Origin of the sequence: Mucilaginibacter pankratovii, from assembly GCF_014773265.1 — a bacterium.
GTDB lineage: Bacteria > Bacteroidota > Bacteroidia > Sphingobacteriales > Sphingobacteriaceae > Mucilaginibacter > Mucilaginibacter pankratovii.
The window spans coordinates 83,198-104,018 of the sequence record NZ_JACWMY010000004.1 but is presented as its reverse complement, the minus strand read 5'-3'; the positions used below and the strand labels follow the sequence as shown (position 1 = coordinate 104,018).

General features: G+C 45.5%; 21 protein-coding genes. 12 read left to right on the top strand and 9 right to left on the bottom strand.

The features are described 5' to 3' along the window. The first annotated feature begins 111 nt into the window (after positions 1 to 111). On the top strand, positions 112 to 699 hold the full coding sequence (locus IDJ77_RS08875) for a hypothetical protein (protein WP_191188592.1): 588 nt from the start codon (positions 112 to 114) through the stop codon (positions 697 to 699). Beyond that, the gene (locus IDJ77_RS08870; protein WP_191188591.1) at positions 699 to 1,469 is read left to right on the top strand and encodes a hypothetical protein; all 771 of its coding nucleotides are present in this window, start codon (positions 699 to 701) and stop codon (positions 1,467 to 1,469) included. Before IDJ77_RS08875 ends, IDJ77_RS08870 begins: the two co-directional genes overlap by 1 nt. A gap of 5 nt (positions 1,470 to 1,474) precedes the next feature. Here IDJ77_RS08870 and IDJ77_RS08865 read toward each other — a convergent pair whose 3' ends face one another. After that, complete coding sequence (locus tag IDJ77_RS08865; RefSeq protein WP_191188590.1) at positions 1,475 to 2,455, bottom strand: glycosyltransferase; 981 nt, start codon at positions 2,453 to 2,455, stop codon at positions 1,475 to 1,477. 113 nt (positions 2,456 to 2,568) lie between these two features. On the opposite strand from IDJ77_RS08865, the gene IDJ77_RS08860 reads away from it, so the two are divergent. The 3 genes from IDJ77_RS08860 to IDJ77_RS08850 all read left to right on the top strand — a co-directional run bounded on the left by IDJ77_RS08860 (position 2,569) and on the right by IDJ77_RS08850 (position 5,421). Then, complete coding sequence (locus IDJ77_RS08860; protein WP_191188589.1) at positions 2,569 to 3,858, top strand: sugar MFS transporter; 1,290 nt, start codon at positions 2,569 to 2,571, stop codon at positions 3,856 to 3,858. Positions 3,859 to 3,876: 18 nt separating this feature from the next. Then, positions 3,877 to 4,515 (top strand): hypothetical protein, encoded by a 639-nt coding sequence (locus IDJ77_RS08855; protein ID WP_191188588.1) that lies wholly within the window; start codon positions 3,877 to 3,879, stop codon positions 4,513 to 4,515. Positions 4,516 to 4,647: 132 nt separating this feature from the next. Then, positions 4,648 to 5,421 carry a DUF2310 family Zn-ribbon-containing protein gene (locus tag IDJ77_RS08850; RefSeq protein ID WP_191188587.1) on the top strand — a complete coding sequence of 258 codons (774 nt, stop codon included), beginning with the start codon at positions 4,648 to 4,650 and terminating at the stop codon, positions 5,419 to 5,421. 1 nt (position 5,422) lies between these two features. Here the strand turns inward: IDJ77_RS08850 and IDJ77_RS08845 are convergent, their stop codons facing one another. Next, positions 5,423 to 5,848, bottom strand: coding sequence for a sterol desaturase family protein (locus tag IDJ77_RS08845; RefSeq protein ID WP_224751022.1), 426 nt, complete (start codon positions 5,846 to 5,848; stop codon positions 5,423 to 5,425). A gap of 110 nt (positions 5,849 to 5,958) precedes the next feature. After that, positions 5,959 to 7,362: a dihydrolipoyl dehydrogenase gene (gene lpdA, locus IDJ77_RS08840; RefSeq protein ID WP_191188909.1), complete on the bottom strand. Its 1,404-nt coding sequence runs from the start codon at positions 7,360 to 7,362 to the stop codon at positions 5,959 to 5,961. A gap of 1,124 nt (positions 7,363 to 8,486) precedes the next feature. On the opposite strand from lpdA, the gene IDJ77_RS08835 reads away from it, so the two are divergent. The 3 genes from IDJ77_RS08835 to IDJ77_RS08825 all read left to right on the top strand — a co-directional run bounded on the left by IDJ77_RS08835 (position 8,487) and on the right by IDJ77_RS08825 (position 13,142). After that, complete coding sequence (locus IDJ77_RS08835) at positions 8,487 to 10,352, top strand: CocE/NonD family hydrolase (RefSeq protein ID WP_191188585.1); 1,866 nt, start codon at positions 8,487 to 8,489, stop codon at positions 10,350 to 10,352. A 186-nt stretch (positions 10,353 to 10,538) separates the two neighbouring features. Next, on the top strand, positions 10,539 to 12,191 hold the full coding sequence (locus IDJ77_RS08830; RefSeq protein ID WP_191188584.1) for a M1 family metallopeptidase: 1,653 nt from the start codon (positions 10,539 to 10,541) through the stop codon (positions 12,189 to 12,191). A gap of 246 nt (positions 12,192 to 12,437) precedes the next feature. After that, on the top strand, positions 12,438 to 13,142 hold the full coding sequence (locus IDJ77_RS08825; protein WP_191188583.1) for a head GIN domain-containing protein: 705 nt from the start codon (positions 12,438 to 12,440) through the stop codon (positions 13,140 to 13,142). Positions 13,143 to 13,244: 102 nt separating this feature from the next. Here IDJ77_RS08825 and trxA read toward each other — a convergent pair whose 3' ends face one another. Beyond that, on the bottom strand, positions 13,245 to 13,565 hold the full coding sequence (gene trxA / locus IDJ77_RS08820; RefSeq protein ID WP_191188582.1) for a thioredoxin: 321 nt from the start codon (positions 13,563 to 13,565) through the stop codon (positions 13,245 to 13,247). 179 nt (positions 13,566 to 13,744) lie between these two features. On the opposite strand from trxA, the gene IDJ77_RS08815 reads away from it, so the two are divergent. Beyond that, on the top strand, positions 13,745 to 14,098 hold the full coding sequence (locus IDJ77_RS08815) for a hypothetical protein (RefSeq protein ID WP_191188581.1): 354 nt from the start codon (positions 13,745 to 13,747) through the stop codon (positions 14,096 to 14,098). Here IDJ77_RS08815 and IDJ77_RS08810 read toward each other — a convergent pair. After that, the gene (locus IDJ77_RS08810) at positions 14,093 to 14,848 is read right to left on the bottom strand and encodes an SDR family oxidoreductase (RefSeq protein ID WP_191188580.1); all 756 of its coding nucleotides are present in this window, start codon (positions 14,846 to 14,848) and stop codon (positions 14,093 to 14,095) included. The genes IDJ77_RS08815 and IDJ77_RS08810 overlap by 6 nt on opposite strands. 130 nt (positions 14,849 to 14,978) lie before the next feature. Between IDJ77_RS08810 and IDJ77_RS08805 the strand changes: the two genes are divergently transcribed. Then, on the top strand, positions 14,979 to 15,371 hold the full coding sequence (locus tag IDJ77_RS08805) for a winged helix-turn-helix transcriptional regulator (RefSeq protein WP_191188579.1): 393 nt from the start codon (positions 14,979 to 14,981) through the stop codon (positions 15,369 to 15,371). A 1-nt stretch (position 15,372) separates the two neighbouring features. On the opposite strand, the gene IDJ77_RS28020 is transcribed toward IDJ77_RS08805, so the two are convergent. The 4 genes from IDJ77_RS28020 to dnaE form a co-directional block, all read right to left on the bottom strand. Further along, positions 15,373 to 15,690 (bottom strand): type II toxin-antitoxin system RelE/ParE family toxin, encoded by a 318-nt coding sequence (locus IDJ77_RS28020; protein ID WP_191188578.1) that lies wholly within the window; start codon positions 15,688 to 15,690, stop codon positions 15,373 to 15,375. A 6-nt stretch (positions 15,691 to 15,696) separates the two neighbouring features. Then, positions 15,697 to 15,918, bottom strand: a complete 222-nt coding sequence (locus tag IDJ77_RS08795; protein WP_191188577.1) for an addiction module protein — start codon at positions 15,916 to 15,918, stop codon at positions 15,697 to 15,699. Positions 15,919 to 16,005: 87 nt separating this feature from the next. Next, positions 16,006 to 16,410 (bottom strand): EthD family reductase, encoded by a 405-nt coding sequence (locus IDJ77_RS08790; protein ID WP_191188576.1) that lies wholly within the window; start codon positions 16,408 to 16,410, stop codon positions 16,006 to 16,008. An 83-nt stretch (positions 16,411 to 16,493) separates the two neighbouring features. Beyond that, complete coding sequence (gene dnaE, locus IDJ77_RS08785; protein WP_191188575.1) at positions 16,494 to 20,084, bottom strand: DNA polymerase III subunit alpha; 3,591 nt, start codon at positions 20,082 to 20,084, stop codon at positions 16,494 to 16,496. A 66-nt stretch (positions 20,085 to 20,150) separates the two neighbouring features. On the opposite strand from dnaE, the gene IDJ77_RS08780 reads away from it, so the two are divergent. Together IDJ77_RS08780 and IDJ77_RS08775 are read left to right on the top strand one after the other, a co-directional pair. After that, positions 20,151 to 20,360 carry a hypothetical protein gene (locus IDJ77_RS08780; protein WP_191188574.1) on the top strand — a complete coding sequence of 70 codons (210 nt, stop codon included), beginning with the start codon at positions 20,151 to 20,153 and terminating at the stop codon, positions 20,358 to 20,360. Between the two features lie 4 nt (positions 20,361 to 20,364). Then, positions 20,365 to 20,811, top strand: coding sequence for a Zn-dependent protease (locus IDJ77_RS08775; RefSeq protein WP_191188573.1), 447 nt, complete (start codon positions 20,365 to 20,367; stop codon positions 20,809 to 20,811). Positions 20,812 to 20,821 lie beyond the last annotated feature (10 nt).

Genomic DNA, 20,821 nt, shown 5'->3' with positions numbered 1-20,821 from the left:
CCTACGAAACGCAGGGGTTAAATTCCCTTTATGCAAATTTAACCTGCCCGTATTGGCAGCCTGTTAAGCCATTATTATTATATTGCAACGTAAACCTTATCAAAATTTATTATGTCCCCACGTTCATTTTGGATAGTGCTGTTAAAGCTGGTCGGTGTTTGGATACTATTCCACGCTTTTGATGTAGTTCCGCAATTCTTCCTGTTGTTTTACCCCGCATCCCCCTCGCCGTTTAGGTATGAAAACTGGGAAGTAGTTCTTAGCTCACTGATCATTTTATTAGTGTATGTGGCTATCATTCGGTTATTGATATTCAGGCCCGATGTGATAATAGATAAACTAAAATTGGATGAGCGTTTCGACGAAGAGCAATTCAGCTTTAATATCCACCGCTCTACGGTGATAGCTATCGCCGTCATTATTGTAGGTTCGCTAATGATCATGAATAGTGTCCCGGTGTTTTTAAGGGGAGTGTATTTTTACTATCGATCGCAAACCATCGACAGAATGGGGCCCGGTGCAGACCCGACATCGACGTTTGTTGATCTCTGCAAAATTCTGATAGGGTATTTGCTTGTAGTAAATAACCGCGCGGTGGTTAATTTTATTGAGAAGACGAGGAGAATGCCCGTTGAAGTTGCATACCAGGAAGCGACAGAGCATGAAGAAATTGATAACGAAGTAAACCCAAAGCTATAATGAAAAAAATATTATTAGCCGCCCTATGCTTTTTGCTGGCGGCATGTGGTTCCGGTAAAAATGATAACGTGGCAGAAACTATCCCTGATACAACGGCCGTTCCCAAACAAATTTATGCAACCGAATTAGTTTCCCGTGGCCCTATTGCTATAGATAGCTCGGTTTATGTGATATACCCGTTGCCTCACGACCGCGCGCAGAACGACGACGACAGCGGTTCGTTCCTAAGCAGCGACGGCGGCAGAAGCATTACATTTTGGAACATCGTATTTTATAATACGGCCACAAAAAAGTATCATCTACTTGCTGAAAACAAAAAAATGATCATTAATTCATACAATACTTCCTATTCCGGTTCTGAGTACTCCTCGGACTCATCTGCACCTGTCCATTATTTTCCAGATACAAGCCAGGAGGGTAATTATATATTCTATTCTATAATTGCGGAAGACGTAAATAAAGATGGCAAGATCGACAGTAAGGACCCCACCTATTTGTTTAGTAGTGATAGAGAAGGCAATAATTTAAAACAGATATCACCCCGTGGTACCAATGTTAATAACTGGGAAGTGGTAAAAAAATCGGGCATGGTGCTTATAAATACGCAACGCGATAGTACCATAAATAATAAAAGCTACGAGGCGCCGGTTATATCCTATGCCTACGACCTGAAAAAAGCCAACGGCCCGGAACGTGTATTTAGCACCGAATTTAACATGGCAACTGATAAGCTTTATAAAGGCCTTTGGCCGGTTAAAAAAGACAAATAACAGTGTTAATCTAACCACGGCAAATACTTCGGCTGGTTTGGCTCCAGCAACACAGGCGCTACCGAGTTAAGCTTACCGCCGCTTAATACCACCTCGTACAGCTTGATATAATCCGCAGCCATTTTGGCGATATTAAAATTATCAACCGCATACTCGTGGCAAAGTTGGTTGCTGAAGCTATCCACATTTTTTAGTCCTTCCACTAAAATGCTTTTACTGTTGGATAGCAGCCCAACCTCTTTGGGCACCAGCTCGGGCAAGGAACCGTAGGGTGTGCCGAAAACCGGGCAGCCAAAGTAAAGGCTCTCGGTAATAGCCACGCCGAAAGGTTCGTTCCATAATACCGGGAAAAGCAGCGCTTTGGAGCCGTTGAGCACTTCGGATTTTTGGTCGTTATTTACCATGCCTTTAAAGCGCACATTCAAATTCGGTGTAAAGCGGAGGCCCATTTTTAAATTGAGGCGGGTGCCCCCCATCACAATTAGCTTGTTGCCGCTTTTGGTGGCGATGTCTATAGCGCCCTGCACGTTTTTAACACGCCAGGCCGCCTTGGCTAAAAAGTGGGTGTAGCCGCGTTTCTGGTTGAGGTTGGGTTTGCGGTAGTCGGCAATATCCAGTCCGTTATAAACATAGGTGGTAGAGCCATTGCGCGCGGCATGGTTGGCCGATACAAATACGGAGTTAAGATCCATCTCTCCCCTACCCGAGTTATTATGCACCGTGCACAAGTATGGCTTTTTTGTAAACCCCTGCACCTGGAACTGAAAATGCACCACGTCAACCTCATCGGGTACCTGCAGGTTGATGTCATTTGCAGCATCGTATACTAAAACTTTTGCAAAAGGGCATTCCGACCCGGCCGCAACCAAATAGGTTACAGCATGCCCCAGCCTCACCAACTCGCGGCCAAGCCACCATATCACACGTTCGGTGCCGCCATAAGTGGTAGCCGGTATTTTGGTATCGTTTACAAAAAGGATGTTCATTATGGGCAAAGGTAGCTTTCGGCACAAATAAAAATAGCGAAATTACAAAACATCAACTTTTTTAATTATTTTAGTAACTCGATTAACTTATTAACAAATTTTAAAATCATCACATGGCGACCATTACCAAATCCGCAATCCCGGCAGTTAAAAAACAAGGACTAAACCCCATCATTATTATTGGCTCTCTTTTTTTTATACTGGGTTTTGTGGCCTGGCTCAATTCGGTGCTGATACCTTATTTAAAAATAGCCTGTCAGTTAACCAACCTCGAATCGTACCTGGTGGCGAGCTCATTTTACATTGCTTGTTTACTGATGGCCAAACCATCGGCATGGCTGCTTAAGTTATTGGGGTTTAAAAACGGCATGGTTGCCGGCTTGGTTTTAATGGGGTTGGGTGCGTTAATTTTTATACCTGCCGCCCTCACCCGTACTTATACGGTATTTTTATTGGGGTTATTTGTGCAGGGAAGCGGTTCGGCGGTACTTCAATCGGCCTCTAACCCATACATCACCATTGTTGGCCCGCCAGAGAGCGCCGCCAAACGTATCAGTATTATGGGTATCTGCAATAAGTTTGCAGGTGTGCTGGCTCCGTTAGCGTTGGGTGCAGTTATTTTAAGTAACCTCGATGGCTTTGATGCCAAGCTCGCCTTAATGAGCGCCGCCGCCAGGGATCTGGCTCTTAACGAACTGGCCTCGCGCGTAATTGTCCCTTACATCCTAATCGTAATTGTGCTGGTTATCCTATCAGTACTCATCTATTTTTCGGGCCTGCCAGAAATTGATACCGACCACGAAGACGAAACCGTAGCCGCTGCCAACTCGGGTAAAACCAGCATTACGCAGTTCCCGCATTTGGTTTTGGGAGTGATTGCCTTATTTTTATATGTAGGTGCCGAAGTTATTGCGGGTGACTCCATCATAGGGTATGGCTCATCGCACCAGATTCCGCTTTCTACCGCCAAGTATTTTGCATCGGGGACCTTAACCTGTATGGTGATTGGCTATGTGATAGGCATCTTATTCATCCCTAAATATATCACACAACAAAAAGCACTGGTTTTGTGCGCCATCCTTGGCGTGGTTTTAACCGGCCTGGCACTCGTTACACCTAAATATGTATCCATCAGTTGTATTGCGCTTTTGGGTTTAGCTAACTCGCTGATGTGGCCGGCTATGTGGCCCCTGGCATTAGCGGGATTAGGCAGGTTCACCAAAATAGGTTCTTCATTATTGGTAATGGGCATCGCCGGCGCCGCGGTATTCCCGCCGATTTACGGTTTATTAGTTGATAAGATCTCCGCGCAAACGGCTTACGTTATCCTGATACCGATGTATTTGTTTATCCTTTATTACGCCGTTGCCGGTTATAAAGTTGGGAAGAAAATGGTAGCTTAGGTGTACTAAACTGCGCTAATGAAAGAAGGATACTGGCTTTTCGGCACCCTACTGCTTTTTCACTTGGGGAGGGTTATCTACGCATATTACTATAAATGGCAATACAAGCAGGCGGACGTAGAAATAGCCGATTTTAATTACGAGGCTTATTTAAACATACGGGAACAAACCTTTGCTGTAACTCCTACTGATTTGGGATTGGTATTTCCCGATGATACAGAAACGGCATTTGGAATAATTATGGAAACGCATACAGGAGACGCGATAGAATCAGTAGCAGCTTTTAGCACCGGCGAGGTTTGGTTATATAAAAGCAAAAACCCGCGTAAATACGTCTTGGGTGAAGAAAACGAAGGGCTAAAGACGGCGGCCCTGGCTGCAATTGCCGCAGCGCAATACCATTACGCAAGGATGCGGAGAAATAACAAAGATGAGTTTCTGCCGGGGCACATCAAATTTCATATTTTAACTAACCAGGATGTGTATTCGGCAGTTGACCCGATAAATGTAATTGTAAACTATTCATCAGAATGGGAGGAGCTATTTGAAATGGGCTTTGTTATAATTGACGAGTGGAATAAAGCAACTAAGGGCATTCCGGTTAAACGCGTATATCCCAAATTTAAAATAAAACGTACGCGGCCTGCTAATCTTTGAAATCTAACAATCCACCGATAGGAATAAATTCTTGGAATTGGTGAAATCCCTTTAGGGGCTACAGCGTGACCGCTTATACCTCATTAGTTATATCTTTGCGGCACTTTGACGATCTGAGCCAATTATCAACCCATGTATAAGTACAAGATATATATAGCTATAAGCAAGGCTAATGCCGATAAAGAGAAGCTATCAGACCAATTTATAATTCTGCTGGAAAGCCTTTGTAGCACCGGGCAAATTATGGGTGGTATCGAATCTCCTTATATCAGCGAAAATGAAATAATTTGCTACCAAACCACTTTGGAAAAGACTTCCCTCGATGCGAAATACAACGATGAATGGGTGAATAAAGGACTGAAAGAATTGGAGGAAGCATGCAATTCTAAATTGATAATCGAATTTGCCGGCCAACACGTTCCTTTTTATAAAGATGTATGCAGCTGTGCTCACCATGATTCATATGTGCTATTCACAACCTATTCAAATGAAAGTTCCCCTATAAATTGTGGCACTTGTGGCAGGCCGGTCCCTATTTATAAAATACAGGAATTAGCCGATAGCGACAGGTACGAAATGGAGTCGTGGGAGGGTGACTATATTTCGTGCGACAATCTTAACATGGGGTGTGCGGTCGGAGAGAAATGGGCAATAAATCAATTGTCGAATCCAACTTCGCAATTATCTCAGCTTGGCCGCCGCGTTTGCAATCAAATAACTGAAAAAACAAAAGTATCCACCTATTACTATCTGTTAAATTACCGCACCATTTCTTTGGCTAAGGACAAGTTGAGAAAATGCCCGTGTTGTAATGGCGAGTGGCTTTTGAACGAGAAATGGCTGAGGTTTTATGACTTTAAATGTGACAATTGCTTATTGGTAAGTACCTTATCCGAAAAAAGCTAAATCAGTTTCTCCTAAACCACTTCCTCCCCACCACCAGCAATCCAAACTCTTCCGAAGGATTTTTCTCCATGGATTTATGATGGCTCTTATGCGCGCGGCGAATGGCGGTTAAATAACGGTTATCACTTTTAAAAGCCTTGAAACGGTTGTGGATAAACCAATCGTGAACGATGAAATAGATGGTGCCATATGTGCTGATGCCGGTGCCTATCCAAAAGCGGTAATCTAAAGTAATATGGCCCAGCCACATCAGCCATAAAGCCAATGCCGCAAAGCCGATACTGAACAGATCATTAAGCTCAAACCAGCCGTGGCGCTGCTGGTGGTGTGTTTTATGAATAAACCACAGCGGCCCATGGAACAGGTATTTATGCATAGCCCAGGATGCAAGCTCCATACATGCGATCGTCGCTAATACAATTCCCATGTTTATTAATACCTGCATAACGTTCTAAATGTAAAAAAGCAGAATCAACCTAAATTGTTCTGCTTTAAAATAATCCTTTAAATCTGAAATCGAAAATCCGAAATCCGAAATTAAATATGTATCGCCCGGTTCTCCGTAGCGGCCAAACAAGCTTCCCTCATCGCTTCGGTATACGTGGGGTGGGCGTGGCTGGCACGGGTTACGTCCTCTGCTGAAGCGCGGAATTCCATAGCAATTACCGCTTCGGCAATCATATCTGCAGCGCGGGGGCCTATCATGTGTACGCCTAAAATTTCGTCGGTAGTTTTATCAGCCAGTACTTTTACAAAACCATCCAGGTCGCCGCTGGCACGGGCACGGCCGCTTGCCTTGAACGGGAACGAACCTACTTTGTAAGCGGTGCCTTTTTCCTTCAGTTGCTCCTCGGTAAAACCAACAGCAGCAACTTCCGGCCAGGTGTAAACTACACCAGGTATCAGGTTATAGTTAATGTGCGGTTTCTGGCCGGCAATCAGTTCCGCAACAAAGGTGCCTTCATCTTCGGCCTTGTGGGCCAACATAGCGCCTTTTATCACATCGCCAATAGCGTAAACGCCTTTAACACTGGTTTCCAGGTGCTCGTCAACCGTAATTTTGCGGCCGCGTTCTTCTACGGTAATGCCAATTTTATCAAGCCCTAAGCCATCGGTATAGGCTATGCGGCCAACGGCTACCATGCAGTAGTCGCCTTTTAATTCTACTTTTTCGCCTTTAGCGTTATCAGCAGTAACGGTTACTTCTTTGCCTTTTGCAGTCGCGCCGGTTACTTTGTGGCCCAGGTAAAACTCCATGCCTAGTTTCTTTAAAACCTTCTGCAGTTCGCGGCCGAGCCCTTTATCCATGGTTGGGATAATACCATCCATAAACTCAACAACCGATACTTTGGCACCCAAACGCGCGTACACCGAACCCAGTTCTAAACCAATAACACCACCACCTATCAATATCAGGTGCTTGGGCACTTCAGTTAAGGTTAAAGCCTCGGTAGAAGTAATAATGCGCTTTTTATCTATCTTCAGGAACGGCAGGCTCGACGGTTTTGAGCCGGTAGCAATGATCACCTTTTCGGTTGTGATCTCGGTAGTCGAACCATCAGCTTTCGTAACAACGATGGTGTTTTTATCTTTAAAAGAACCAACGCCCTGGTGAACGTCTATCTTATTCTTCTTCATTAAATAAGTGATGCCGCTGGTGTTGGCATCCACTACTTCCTGCTTACGTTTTATCATCTGCCCAAAATCTATCCCCAGGTTGTCCAATTTTATACCGTGGGCGGTAAAAGTGTGGGCAGCGTTATGGTAGTGTTCAGAAGAATCCAGCAGTGCTTTGGATGGGATACAGCCCACATTTAGGCAGGTACCGCCAAGCGTGTTGTATTTTTCAATAATGGCGGTTTTCATACCTAATTGCGCGCAACGGATAGCGGCAACGTATCCACCCGGACCAGAACCTATAACGATAACATCATATTGCATAGTAGTGTATTTTATGGCTGGCAAAGTTAAGGAATATTAAAGGGGGAATAAAATAGCGATTTGATTAAATGTGTTAGTATTGACACATTGTATTATACTAACTGCCCACCGAAAACTGCTAACCGATTTTGGGCGGTTCCTGCTGGTAGAAGCAGGTCGGGCTATCCACTCATACGCGCACGCGGCCTTAGGCGCAGGCAGGTATCCGTTTCTATCCCTACCGCGAGGTTATCCTTTGGAAAGCTCTTGTGCTAAATAAAAGCATTGGCTCGCTCATTCGCCGCGAGGGGCTTGTTACTTTTTGAAGCACCAAAAAGTAACCAAAACTTAGCGCAGCGATCTCATGAGCGATAGCGAATAACTGCTTTCAGCAGAGAGGCTTCTTTGCCGCACGGGCCTTTGCCCTGCAAACCGGTCAGAACTCACGGGCTGGGAAAATTTGCCCCTTGCTGCGCCGCTCAATCCCCACGCTTCAGCAAACATTCCCTATGCCCCTCCCGCCGCACCGTCCACCACGTTCTGCCCGCTTTCACCGGAAGCTTCCCTGCTGACGTTTGAAAAAAATTCCGGAAAAAAAAATGAGCGGAAAAAATTCATGGATCGCGTAGCGATTCGTCTGTTAAAAGGAGCGCGGGGGAATGTCAGAGCGGGCGGGCCGGGCGTATGGCGGGAATGCCGGTTTAGCTTTTTGCGACCGGTACGAGCGAAGCGACATACCAAGCAAAAAGCGTTAAGAACCGGCAGGGCGGGCGGGGCAGCATTCGCTCTGACTTGATTTTTGGTTACTTTTTATCAAGAAAAAGTAACAGCCCTCCCGCGGCGAATGAGCGGGCCGATTTCGTTAAAAAAAGTAATCGGCCTCTGCGGCCAAGAGCAGACGATGCTTTCATTTAATCATAAAGCACTCAAAAGCACCACAGCCCTGCGTTAGGGGTAGTAGCGGATACCCGCCAGTGGCTAAGGCCTGCGCAGTATAAGCGAATAACCCGGCCCGCTTCTATCAGCGGGAACGCCCCAAATCCTACCCTCATCCCCCCAATTCTTACCACCTTTTGTAACACTCCCGTCACGGTTAGTTTATTATTAATTTACTTACTAAATTAGCCTCTGCTAATACTGATATTATGAAAAAAATCTTCGCCTTTTTATTACTGCTAAGCACTACCTGCAGCGCAACCTTCGCGCAATCGTATGATGTTAAGGAGCATTACACCAAAAAAGATGTGTACATCACCATGCGCGACGGTGTAAAGCTGTTCACCTCCATCTACACACCAAAGGATGCGTCAAAGGACAATAAATACCCTATGATGATGCAGCGTACCTGCTACAGCGTGGCACCATACGGCGAAACCAAGTATCCCGGCCAACTGGGCCCCTCCAAATACATGATGCAGGAGGGCTATATTTTTGTTTACCAGGATGTGCGCGGCCGCTGGAAAAGCGAAGGCACCTGGACCAACATGACCCCGGTTATCGATAACAAAAAAGCAAAAACCGACGTGGACGAAGGTTCCGATACTTATGATACTATCGACTGGCTCCTAAAAAACGTAGCTTGCAATAACGGCCGCGTTGGGCAATGGGGCATCAGCTACCCCGGTTTCTATACAGCCGCCGGTATCCTGAGCAACCACCCTGCTTTAAAAGCATCCTCGCCGCAGGCGCCTATCTCCGATTTCTTTTTTGATGATTTCCACCACAACGGCGCGTTTTTAGAGAGCTACTTTTTCACCTACCCGGTTTTTGGTGTGCAGAAAAAAGACACCACCGCCAAAGCCTGGTACAACAACACCATGATAAACCCCGGCACTAAAGATGGTTACCAGTTTTTGCTGGATATGGGCCCGCTAAAAAATGCCGACAAGTACTATAAAGACAATTTTTACTGGCAGGAAACCATAAACCACCCCAGCTATGATGAATTTTGGCAAAAACGTGGCCTGCTAAAACATTACGGCAAAACAAAAACGGCTGTGATGACGGTTGGCGGCTGGTTTGATGCCGAAGACCTTGTAGGTCCGCTGGCTATTTACAAAACCATTGAGAAGAAAGATCCGAACGCCTATAATACGATTGTGATGGGTCCGTTTGGGCATGGCCGGTGGTCGCGCGAAACGGGGCACACCATGCACAGCAATATTTACTTTGGCGATAGCATTGCCACCTTCTACCAAAAAAATATAGAGCAGAAATTCTTTAACCACTTCCTGAAAGGCAATGGCGATAAAAACAGCGGCCTGCCCGAAGCCTATATGTTCAACACCGGTAAAAATGAGTGGAAAACATTCGATAAATGGCCATCACCAGCCGCGGTAAAAGAAAAATTATTCCTGAACAGCGATGGCAAACTGGCTGCCGCACAACCAGCCGCTGCCGGCTCAACCAGCTACGTAAGCGATCCGCTGAAACCGGTACCTTATACCGAGGACCTGCCAAGCACCATAGGCTTTACCCCGCACAATTACATGAGCGAGGACCAGCGTTTTGCCGGTCGCCGTACGGATGTATTGGTTTTCCAAACGGATGTATTAACAGATGATGTTACCCTGGGTGGCGAGATCATGGCGCACCTAAAAGTAGCCAGCACCGGTACCGATGCAGATTTCTTTGTGAAACTCATCGACGTTTACCCGGCTGATGAACCAAATAACCCATATATGCCAAACAAAAGCATCACGCTGAGCAATTACCAGCAAATGGTACGCAGCGAAGTGATGCCTGCCCGTTTCCGCAACAGTTTTGAGAAACCGGAGGCACTGGTAGCCAATCAGAAAACAGAGATCAACTTCAGGGTTCAGGATGTGCTGCACACCTTTAAAAAAGGCCACCGGATCATGATCCAGGTACAAAGCACCGCGTTCCCGCTGTTTGCCCGCAACCCGCAAAAATTTGTAGAGAACCCGTACAAAGCAGATGAAAGTGATTACATCAAAGCCACCGAAACCTTATTTAACGATAGTTATTTTGAAGTGGAGGTGTTGAAATAGGTTGGTGAATGGTGAGTAGGGCTTTGTCTCTACCCTGCCACAATCCTTATCCCTCGCGTCATTGCGAGGCACGAAGCAATCTCTGCACAGGACAAGCAACCTTGCAAAGTGGTTATGCTAATTCAGAGATTGCTTCGTGCCTCGCAATGACGCCGTTTTTATAATACGTTATAATAAATACATAAAATGAAATTACGCCTCCTGATTCTATTACTGCTAAGCGTCATTACCGCCCACGCCCAACTCGGCACCCAAAAAGAAGCCTTCACCCGTGCCGATACCCTGCGCGGATCGCTTACTACACCGCTGCGTACCTGCTACGATATCAACTATTACCATCTGGATATTAAGTTTGATATCGATAAAAAATATATCAGCGGTAATGTGCTGTTTAAATTCACCGCGGTTTCTGATTTCACTAAACTGCAGTTCGACCTGTGGAACAACCTGAAGATTGAGAAGGTAGTTTACAAAGGGCAGGAACTAAGCTACACCCGCGAGTTTAACGCCGTGTTCCTCACTTTCCCAAGAACGATCACTAAAGGCAGCAAAGATGAGTTTACCGTGTATTATGCTGGTAACCCCACCATTGCCAAGCGTGCGCCATGGGATGGCGGCGTGCAATACGCTACCGATTCGCTTGGCAAACCGCATGTGGCAACCGCCTGCCAGGGCATGGGTGCCAGCGTATGGTGGCCAACTAAAGATGTGCAGGACGATGAGGTAGATAGCGCCATGGTGAGCATCAGTGTACCCAACGGCTTAAAGGATGTATCCAACGGGCACTTACGCAAGGTTACGAAACTAAAGGACGGCTACACCCGGTTCGATTGGTTTGTATCGCAGCCCATCAACAATTATAATCTCGAAGCCAACATTGGCGATTACGCCCACTACACCGGCACCTACCAGGGCGAAAAAGGAAAGCTGGAGCTTGATTTCTGGCCCTTAAAATACAACCTGGACAAGGCCAAAAAACAATGGGGACTGGATGCTCCGCGCATGCTCAAAGCCTTCGAAAACTGGTTTGGCCCCTACCCTTTTTATGAGGACGGTTATAAACTGATTGAAACCCCGCACCTGGGTATGGAGCACCAAAGCGGCACCGCCTATGGCAATAAATACCGCAATGGCTACCTCGGTCGCGACCTATCTGGCACCGGCTGGGGCCTCAAATGGGATTTTATTGTGATACACGAAAGCGGGCACGAATGGTTTGGTAACAACATCACCAGTAAAGATTTGGCGGATATGTGGATTCACGAGAGCTTTACAAATTATAGTGAATCATTGTTTATCGAAACTTTCTACGGCAAACAGGCCGGGCAGGAATACGTGCACGGCACCCGCCTCGGCATCCTTAATGAGGCACCTATTGTAGGCACTTACGGGGTGAATAAAGAAGGTTCGGGGGATATGTATCCCAAGGGCGGAAACTTGCTCAACATGGCGCGCACTATTATAAACGATGATGAGAAATGGCGTAACATTCTGCGTGGGCTTAACAAAACCTTCTACCATAAAACGGTTACCTATGATGACATTGTGGGCTACATCAACGCCCAAAGCGGGATGAACCTGTCGCCCGTGTTCGAGCAATACCTCAAGCATGTTAAATTACCCGTGTTAGAGTTTATGACGATACAGGGTAAGCTAATGGCCCGCTGGGTTGCCGAAACTCCGGGTTTCAACATGCCTGTAAAAGTAAGGGCAAAAGGTGGCGAGTACAAATTCATCACGCCAACCAGCCGTTTTGCGCCGGTTAATATTGATGGTGCCACCAGGGATAATATTGAAGCCGATACCTTTAATTATTACATCGGTGTGTTGGTAGACTAAATTTTGGAGAGCCAAATTTAAAACACGAAAAAAGTAAAAAAACAGCTTCCAAAAGGCAGCAAAAACCACCTTAAAAACGAGACAAAAAAGCAAATTTTAGCAAATTTTGGAAGGTAATTTTGCCACTTTTTGTCCGAAATGATACAGTTGAAAATTATCTCGCACAGGCCGAATAATTATTTTTAAGATGGTGCAACTAATCAAAAATAATGAGCGTCTAATAGGTTGAACAAAAACAATAAAACTATGAGATCTCTAAAGAAATTTATACTGGCTGCGGTATTGGTAGCTATCAGCGCTGTTACATTCGCTAAAAACAGTACCGAAGACCGCCATTTAACCGGCTTTAGCGCGGTAAGCGTAGCAGGTTCGTTCGATGTTTACATTACCCAGGGCTCATCAGAATCAGTAAAGGTTGATGCCCCTGCCGATATCATTGGCCGTATTGTAACCGAAGTAGAAGGCGGTACCCTTAAAATTTATACCAAACGCGAAGAAAATGGCAACTGGAGCTGGCACGATAAAAAAGTAGTTATCTACGTGGCTATCAAAGATGTAAACGCCATCAGCCTTTCGGGCAGCGGCGACGTAATCTTTAAAGAAGGTGTAAAAGCTACTTCATTAAAATTAAAGCTAACCGGATCGGGTGATATCACCGGCAAACTCAACGTTAAAGACCTGGATAGCAGCATCGCGGGTTCTGGCGATATCACCATCAGCGGCAGCGCAAATACTTCAACCGTTAGCGTAGTAGGCTCGGGCGATTTCACGGGTCAGGGGCTGGTTACCGGCACCACCATCGTACGGGTAGCAGGCTCGGGCGATGCCAGGGTAAACGCTTCCAACAAAATTGATGCCTCGGTAATAGGTAGCGGCGATGTACATTACACCGGCTCACCAAAAAGCATCAATACCTCAAAAGCAGGCAGCGGCAGCGTAAGTAGGATGTAATTCTTTGGAGAAAAGATAAAGGACTTAGGGATTAAAGATAGTCCAACAAAAAAGGGTTCCGATACATATCGGAACCCTTTTTTGTTAATATATGATAGCTAACTATACTAATTGTTTAGCCAATTTTTCGGCCAGTACTGATTTTGGTACAGCGCCAATTTGTTTATCTACGATCTCGCCGTTTTTGAAGAACAATAAGGCAGGGATATTACGGATGCCGTACTTCATTGATATGCCGGGGTTGTTATCTACGTTTACTTTACCTACAATGGCTTTGCCATCGTATTCTTTAGCAATGTCTTCTACTACCGGGCCAACCATCCTACACGGACCGCACCACTCTGCCCAAAAATCAACAAGTACCGGTTTATCTGATTTAAGAACAAGTTCTTCGAAGTTTGCATCAGTTATTTCTAAAGCCATGATTTTTATTTTTTAAATTTTTAGTGTACAAATATATACTATTCAAATAGCTTGCCACAAGTGGGTACCTGCCAATGTGACAATTATATTAACAATGTGGATAATTATGACAGATGTGTAATAATCAGGCGGTTTAGGGTTACCTTTTTGTGGTTGAAGTATCAATATAAAAGCTACTTATGGAGCTCCTGCTACTCTTCGCGGCACCCGTTTTACAGATCATCCTTTCGTTATTTAGGCTCACGGGCAAAATACGAATACCGCTTGTCGTAATTTTTGTGTTATCGTTATTCAGCGGAATTGTTTGCTCGTTTATATGCATGAATATCGTTTTAAACGAACTTACAGCCACAAGTCCCGACCGTGGTGTTTGCGGCATGCCCGCTCTTGGCGCATTGGTGGTTGGCATTTTTATTACCGTGGTTTCTGGGTCCGTTATCGCTGTTATCAGCGCATTAGTTGACCTTTATATACAAAAAATGGCCAAAGCAAAAGCTCCGGCCATTATCCCAAACAATTCAACCATTTTATAAATTATACATCCCGCCGTCAGCTATCAGTTCAGATCCTAACAGGAAGGTAGAATCATCTGATGCAAAGAAGGTAACCACTTTGGCCAGTTCTTCGGCTGTGCCGAACCTGCCAACCGGGATCTGTTTCAAAATGCCTTCGCCCATTTGCTGTAACTGATCATTAGTGATACCCAATTTATCGGCGCTGTGCAATGGTGTACCAATAGGACCCGGGCTTACGCTATTTACACGTATTTTACGTGGCAATAATTCTACCGCCAAGTTTTTGGTTAATGATAGCAATGCTGATTTACTTGCTGCATATACGCTTGCCCCTGCCATACCAATATGTGCATTGATAGAAGTATTGAACACAATAGAGCCGCCATCATTCACCAGCGGCAACAATTGCTGCAGGGTAAAATAGGCGCCTTTAAAGTTGATGTCCATTATCTCATCAAACATTTCTTCGGTCATTTGATCAACCGAGTTGAACTTGCCTATGCCGGCATTCACGAAGATGATATCAATGTTAGGGCTTATGGCTTTCACCTGTTCGCCGAGGGTTTTTATCTGTGCCATGTTGCCGCTATCGGCAATCACACCTGATGCATTTTCGCCCAATAAGGCAATGGCCTCGTCTATCGATTTTTGGTTACGCCCGGTGATGATAACTTTTGCACCCTGGGCTATAAATTCTTTTGCTGTGGCCAGGCCTATACCGCTGTTGCCGCCTGTTATTACTGCTGTTTTGTTAGTTAACTTTTTCATTATCTTTGTTTTGATAGCTCAAAGGTACAGCGGGTTCAGGCCTGCGTCAAGAATGCACCATTTTGTACGGAGCGCACCATTTGGTAGGTTATGGGCGCATTGGGCTTAAAGCAATTCTCAGTTTTTAAAGATGACAAAACAACGACATCCCGAATACACCTGCAGCATGGAAGCCGCCCTCAGCGTAATAAGCGGCAAGTGGAAAGTGAAGATATTGAACGAATTAATGGCCGGCCCAAGGCGCTACAGCGAGATCCGCCGCAGCATAGAGGGCATGACTGAAAAGATGCTCTCGCAACAGCTGCGCGAACTGGAAGAGGATAAGATTGTAACCCGCAAAGTATACCCCGAAGTACCTCCGCGTGTAGAATATGCCTTTACCGACCTAGGTAAAGAACTGGCCTCGATATTTTATGCCTTAGAAAAATGGGGTGCGCATTTTTTAACCGTAAACAGCGATACCATAAAAGTTGCAGATGCGAGTTGTTATACGTTTAGGGAGCCGGTAGAAGTGGAAGCCTGAATTAATGAGGTTTTTTTCGTGTGTATTTAGGTGCCGGATGTCTGCTGCTATGAAATACCGAATATATATAAACTATGTTTTCTTTGGGATATATCATAAAGACCAACACATAAGGAAAAACAGTAACCGGGCACTCTCGGTATCCTCGTTTTTTGACGGCATAAATTTCGGGGGATTTTGATAAGTAGCTAAGTTGAACGGATATGCAATGGCGCAGTCGCTGTCGTAAACCTTCTCCACCTTTATCATACCAATCTAAAGCTTCAGCATACTCTTTCTCTGCTTCCGGATGAAAAATGATTTCGTACTGATGGTCCAATTGAAATCAATATTTAGCTTTTATTTCTTCCCAAGTTGAACCCCTTACTTTTCCACTTTCAAACTCAGCTTTACGACGGTCCAATTCTTCAAGAAAATCTTCGTCTTCCCAGCTACTAACTTTTTCTTCAAAATCAATTTCCATCATTGAATAGAGTACCTTGATTTTAGCATCGTCAGCTTCATTGATATAATCATGTAGCTTCTCTCTTATCGCTGTAGTTATCATATGCTTACCTCCTTAATCAAATTTAACATATAAATATTAAAGCATCAACTCAATTCAATTGGGCATTCGTTTCCGTTAATCAGTTTGTTATTCAACCACCTCACTTATCTGCACAACCGGTGTAATATTGCTATAGTTTGGGATGTCGTCTCTAATTTGCTTGCCGTAGGTTTTCATCCCATCCTGGAAAGCTGCAACGCTTTCAAAGTATAGCGAACCGATTGCTACATAAGGTGCCGGATCGCCGGGAGCCCTGCCCCCTACTCCTTTTTCGATGACAGTAGCTTTAATGGCACCTGCAAATAAACTTACAAGTAAGGGGATGTGCTTGGTTTTGTAGTAGTCCATATTAAAGGTTTTGCCTTCCCCTGCCGGGTAAAGTATGGTTACCTTTATCATTCCCTTTTTAACTGACTGCGCATAGCTTGCACCGGGCTGGCAAACCAAAACAAATGCAAGCACTACAAGGAGTAAACCAATTTTTTTGATCATAATATTTTAGGCTGAGCGGTTTATTGTAGTCATCATCAACTACTTGTCTTCCAAACTTAACAAAAAATATCAAATCATCAAATTCAATTCAGCACCGCGCTTGTGTTGGTCAAGCTCAAAATCTCGGCCATCAGGTCGTCGCTTGGGCTTACTTTATGGGTTTTGGATGAGAGGTTAACGTACATCGAATCTTCCCCATCATTTATCTTGAATTTCAGCGCGCAGCTTCGCGATGGATACTTCTCGTTATTGGAATTAACCATTTGTATCAGGTTGTCGATGATCTGATCGTTCAGCGTTCTGATATCAAGATTCACCGTAATGGATTTGGTAAGCTTATCGCGCATTTCTGAGAGCAGCGACATTACCGTTACCCTTAGATCCCAATTGTCCTTCTGCCTGAATTTTTCTTCTATATTGCCTTTAATGTGCAGGAAATAGCCATCCACCATCAGGTTGCGGAATTTTACATAATCCTCCCCAAAAAAAGCAAACTCGTACGATTCATCGTAATCCTCCAGCATAAATGTGCCGAATGGTTTGCCCATTTTGGTGGTTTTATGCTGTACGTTGCCAACCAGCCCGCCGATACAGATCTCGCCTCGTTTACGCAGCTCGGCAAACTTGTTCATTATCTCCTCGCCGCCTTCGCCGGAGCGGGCTTTTTGTACAACTTTTAGCTCGGCTATGGTGGTGTTGCAATATTTCTCCAGCTCCAGTTTGTAGTTATCAAGCGGGTGCCCGGTGAGGTAGATCCCGATAACATCCTTTTCGTACTTCAGTTTTTCTATCAGCGGCCATTCATCTGCCTCGGGCATTGCAGGTTCGGGAATGTAAGAAGCTACCGATCCGCCGAACAACGACGATTGCGAGCTGTTTTTGGTGTTCTGGTAGTCGTTTCCGTATTTGATGAGGCGCTCAACACCGGTTAAAAGTCCATTTTCTGTTTTGGCAAAGAATTGTGCGCGTTTTAAACCAAACTCATCAAAAGCGCCACCGTAAACCAGGTTCTCGTACGATTTTCGGTTTACTGACCGTGTGTTGGAGCGTTGCGCGAAATCATAAACACTCGTGTAAGGGCCGCGCTCGTTACGCTCTTCTATAATGCTTTCTACCGCTTTTTCGCCAACGCCTTTTACGCCCGCCATTCCGAAACGGATAACACCTTTTTTGCTTGCGGCAAAGGCCATAGCGCTTTCGTTGATATCGGGCCCCAAAACCTCTACCCCCATACGGCGGCATTCTTCCATAAAGAAGGTGATCTTCTCCATATTGTTTTGGTTATTTAAAACCGCCGCCATGTATTCTGCCGGGTAATGCGCCTTTAAATAAGCCGTTTGGTAGGCCACAAAAGCGTAACAGGTAGAGTGCGATTTGTTGAACGCATACTGGGCAAATGCTTTCCAGTCTGTCCATATTTTGGTTAGCTTATCTTTAGGGTGGCCTTTAGCTATGGCACCATCCATAAACTGGGCCTCCATTTTGTTAAGCACCTCTATCTGCTTTTTACCCATCGCTTTACGCAAAACGTCGGCATCGCCTTTACTAAAGCCCGCCAGTTTTTGCGACAAAAGCATCACCTGCTCCTGGTACACAGTAATACCGTAGGTTTCGCCCAGGTATTCCTCCATATCGGCCAAATCGAACACTATCGGTTCCTGCCCGTGCTTACGTTTAATAAAGTTGGGGATGTACTCTATCGGGCCCGGGCGGTACAGGGCGTTCATGGCAATTAAATCCTCAAATTTATCTGGCTTCAGATCGCGCAGGTACATTTGCATACCGTCACTTTCAAACTGGAAAGTACCATTGGTATCGCCGCGCTGGTAAAGCTCATAAGTTTTAACATCATCAAGCGGAATATAATCGATATCAATGTGGACGTCATGATTCAGCTTGATCATGCGCAGGGCATCTTTAATAATGGTAAGGGTTTTCAGGCCCAAAAAGTCCATCTTAATTACGCCCGCATCTTCAATTACACGGCCATCGTACTGGGTAACCAACAGGTCCGAGTCCTTAGCGGTGGCAACCGGTACAATATCAGTTAAATCGTAAGGGGCAATGATGATACCCGCCGCGTGTACACCTGTATTACGTACCGAACCTTCCAGTTTTTCTGCTTCACGAAGCACAATCCCTTTCAGATCGGTTGATTTGTAGATGGTTTGAAGTTCGGGCACCTGTTCAATAGCCGTTTTCAGGTTGATACCCAGGGTATCGGGCACCAGCTTCTTCAGCGCGTTCACATCGGCCAAAGGCATATCCAATACGCGCCCTACGTCCTGGATACTGGTACGGGCGGCCATGGAGCCGTAGGTGATGATTTGCGCCACCTGGTTCTTGCCATATTTATCAACTACGTAATCGATAACTTTTTGGCGACCGGCGTCATCAAAATCCGTATCAATATCCGGCATCGATTTACGATCCGGGTTGAGGAAACGCTCGAACAGGAGGTTGTATTTCAGCGGATCGATATTGGTGATCCCCGTACAATAAGCCACCACCGATCCAGCCGCCGAACCACGGCCGGGACCAATGAATACGCCCATATCGCGCCCGGCCCTGATGAAATCGGCAACGATAAGGAAGTACCCGGCAAAACCCATGGTGCGGATGGTGAACAACTCGAAGTTGATACGCTCCTCCGCCTCGGGGCTAATGTCAATATAACGCTCTTTGGCACCCATAAAAGTGAGGTGCTTTAGGTACTCCCACTGGTTCAGGGTATCCGCGTCGGGCGTCATATCACTGTGGATCTTAAACTCTGGCGGGATAACGTAATTAGGCAGCAGGATATCGCGCTTTAGTTTTAGCGTGTCAACCTTGTCAACAATTTCTTGCGTATTATCTAAGGACTCGGGGATATCATGGAACAACTTGCCCATCTCATCCTTCGTTTTAAAATAGAACTGGTCGTTAGTAAAACCGAAACGATAGCCCTTACCGCCTTCCTCATCGGTAGCTATAGGGGTGCTTTGCAAATCGCCGGTGTTTACGCAAAGCAAAATATCATGCGCGTTAGAGTCCTGCTGATCCACGTAGTGCGAATCGTTTGAGCAGATCACCTTCACGTTATACTTTTTGGCAAATTTGGCCAGCACCAGGTTCACCGTATTTTGTTCGGGGATATCATGGCGCTGCATTTCGATATAGAAATCTTCACCGAACAGGTCAAGCCACCATTTAAATTCAATCTCGGCAGCCGCCTCGCCATCCCGCAAAATAGCCTGCGGTACCGATGCACCCAGGCAACAGGTGGTGGCAATAATGCCCTTATGATATTTAAGGATAAGTTCTTTATCTATACGCGGCCATTTACTGTAAAGGCCTTCCATATAACCAAGGGAGCAAAGCTTGATAAGATTTTGATACCCTTCGGCATTTTTGGCCAGCATCAGCTGGTGATAACGCTTATCTTTTTTCTCTTTGGTAAACTGCTTTTTATGGCGATCGTCTACCACGTAAAACTCGCAGCCTACAATGGGTTTTACGCCATGCTTGCCGGCCTCGGCCACAAATTTAAACGCGCCAAACATGTTACCGTGGTCGGTAATGGCAAGGGCCTTCATACCATCAGCGGCAGCCTTTTTGTATAACTTGGTTATATCGGCGGCCCCGTCAAGCAGCGAAAACTGGGTATGAACGTGTAAGTGCGAAAATTCGGGCATAGTATCTTTCTCTCCGTATCGTGTAGATTACAAATTTATCAAAAATCGAAAGGCAAACAGCTTTTTGTGGAAAAATCATCACCTATCTTTAAAGCAAAAAAGCCCGATGCAAAAAACACCCTCGCCGCCAACCAGATCGGGATTTTGGTTATTCTTTGCTATCGCGATGTTATTCACAACATTCGGTTGCGAGCCAAATTTGCCGCCGGCACAGCGGGTGTTTGTGGTTCAGCCCTTTGCGGGGATGCAATCCGCAACCGTAAAGACAGTTTATGAAAGTTTGAAAAAAGTAAACCCAAAAGCGATATTAAGGAGCGCCATTCCCTTACCTGCAAAGGCTTACTATCCGCCGCGCGGCCGCTACCGGGCAGATTCGCTCATCAGCTATCTCGATAACTTTGGCAGCGCCGATACGGTTATTATTGGACTAACCGACCAGGATATAAGCACCCGAAATGTAAACATAACCGACTGGGGCGTTATGGGCCTCGGCTTTCAACCCGGTAATGCCTGCGTGGTATCAACTTACCGGCTCAATAAAGCAAAATTGGCGGCTCAGTTTTGCAAGCTGGCCTTGCACGAATTAGGACATACCCAGGGTTTGGCGCACTGCCCTGTTAAAGGTTGCTTTATGCGCGATGCAAAAGGTGGAAATCATTTAGACGAGGAAACAGCATTTTGCGCATCTTGCACTAAATTTTTAAAAAGCAAGGCTGGCACCTGCTAAACTGAAGTAA

Coding starts and splice junctions, on each gene's coding strand:
- IDJ77_RS08845 (WP_224751022.1), bottom strand. CDS start 5,848: ATGGGAATTGTATTAGCGACGATCGCATGTATGGAGCTTGCATCCTGG.
- lpdA (WP_191188909.1), bottom strand. CDS start 7,362: ATGCAATATGATGTTATCGTTATAGGTTCTGGTCCGGGTGGATACGTT.
- IDJ77_RS08805 (WP_191188579.1), top strand. CDS start 14,979: ATGACAAAACAACGACATCCCGAATACACCTGCAGCATGGAAGCCGCC.
- IDJ77_RS08855 (WP_191188588.1), top strand. CDS start 3,877: ATGAAAGAAGGATACTGGCTTTTCGGCACCCTACTGCTTTTTCACTTG.
- IDJ77_RS08795 (WP_191188577.1), bottom strand. CDS start 15,918: ATGATAACTACAGCGATAAGAGAGAAGCTACATGATTATATCAATGAA.
- trxA (WP_191188582.1), bottom strand. CDS start 13,565: ATGGCTTTAGAAATAACTGATGCAAACTTCGAAGAACTTGTTCTTAAA.
- IDJ77_RS08865 (WP_191188590.1), bottom strand. CDS start 2,455: ATGAACATCCTTTTTGTAAACGATACCAAAATACCGGCTACCACTTAT.
- IDJ77_RS08815 (WP_191188581.1), top strand. CDS start 13,745: ATGGAGCTCCTGCTACTCTTCGCGGCACCCGTTTTACAGATCATCCTT.
- dnaE (WP_191188575.1), bottom strand. CDS start 20,084: ATGCCCGAATTTTCGCACTTACACGTTCATACCCAGTTTTCGCTGCTT.
- IDJ77_RS08825 (WP_191188583.1), top strand. CDS start 12,438: ATGAGATCTCTAAAGAAATTTATACTGGCTGCGGTATTGGTAGCTATC.
- IDJ77_RS08810 (WP_191188580.1), bottom strand. CDS start 14,848: ATGAAAAAGTTAACTAACAAAACAGCAGTAATAACAGGCGGCAACAGC.
- IDJ77_RS08870 (WP_191188591.1), top strand. CDS start 699: ATGAAAAAAATATTATTAGCCGCCCTATGCTTTTTGCTGGCGGCATGT.
- IDJ77_RS08860 (WP_191188589.1), top strand. CDS start 2,569: ATGGCGACCATTACCAAATCCGCAATCCCGGCAGTTAAAAAACAAGGA.
- IDJ77_RS08835 (WP_191188585.1), top strand. CDS start 8,487: ATGAAAAAAATCTTCGCCTTTTTATTACTGCTAAGCACTACCTGCAGC.
- IDJ77_RS08830 (WP_191188584.1), top strand. CDS start 10,539: ATGAAATTACGCCTCCTGATTCTATTACTGCTAAGCGTCATTACCGCC.
- IDJ77_RS08875 (WP_191188592.1), top strand. CDS start 112: ATGTCCCCACGTTCATTTTGGATAGTGCTGTTAAAGCTGGTCGGTGTT.
- IDJ77_RS08850 (WP_191188587.1), top strand. CDS start 4,648: ATGTATAAGTACAAGATATATATAGCTATAAGCAAGGCTAATGCCGAT.
- IDJ77_RS08790 (WP_191188576.1), bottom strand. CDS start 16,410: ATGATCAAAAAAATTGGTTTACTCCTTGTAGTGCTTGCATTTGTTTTG.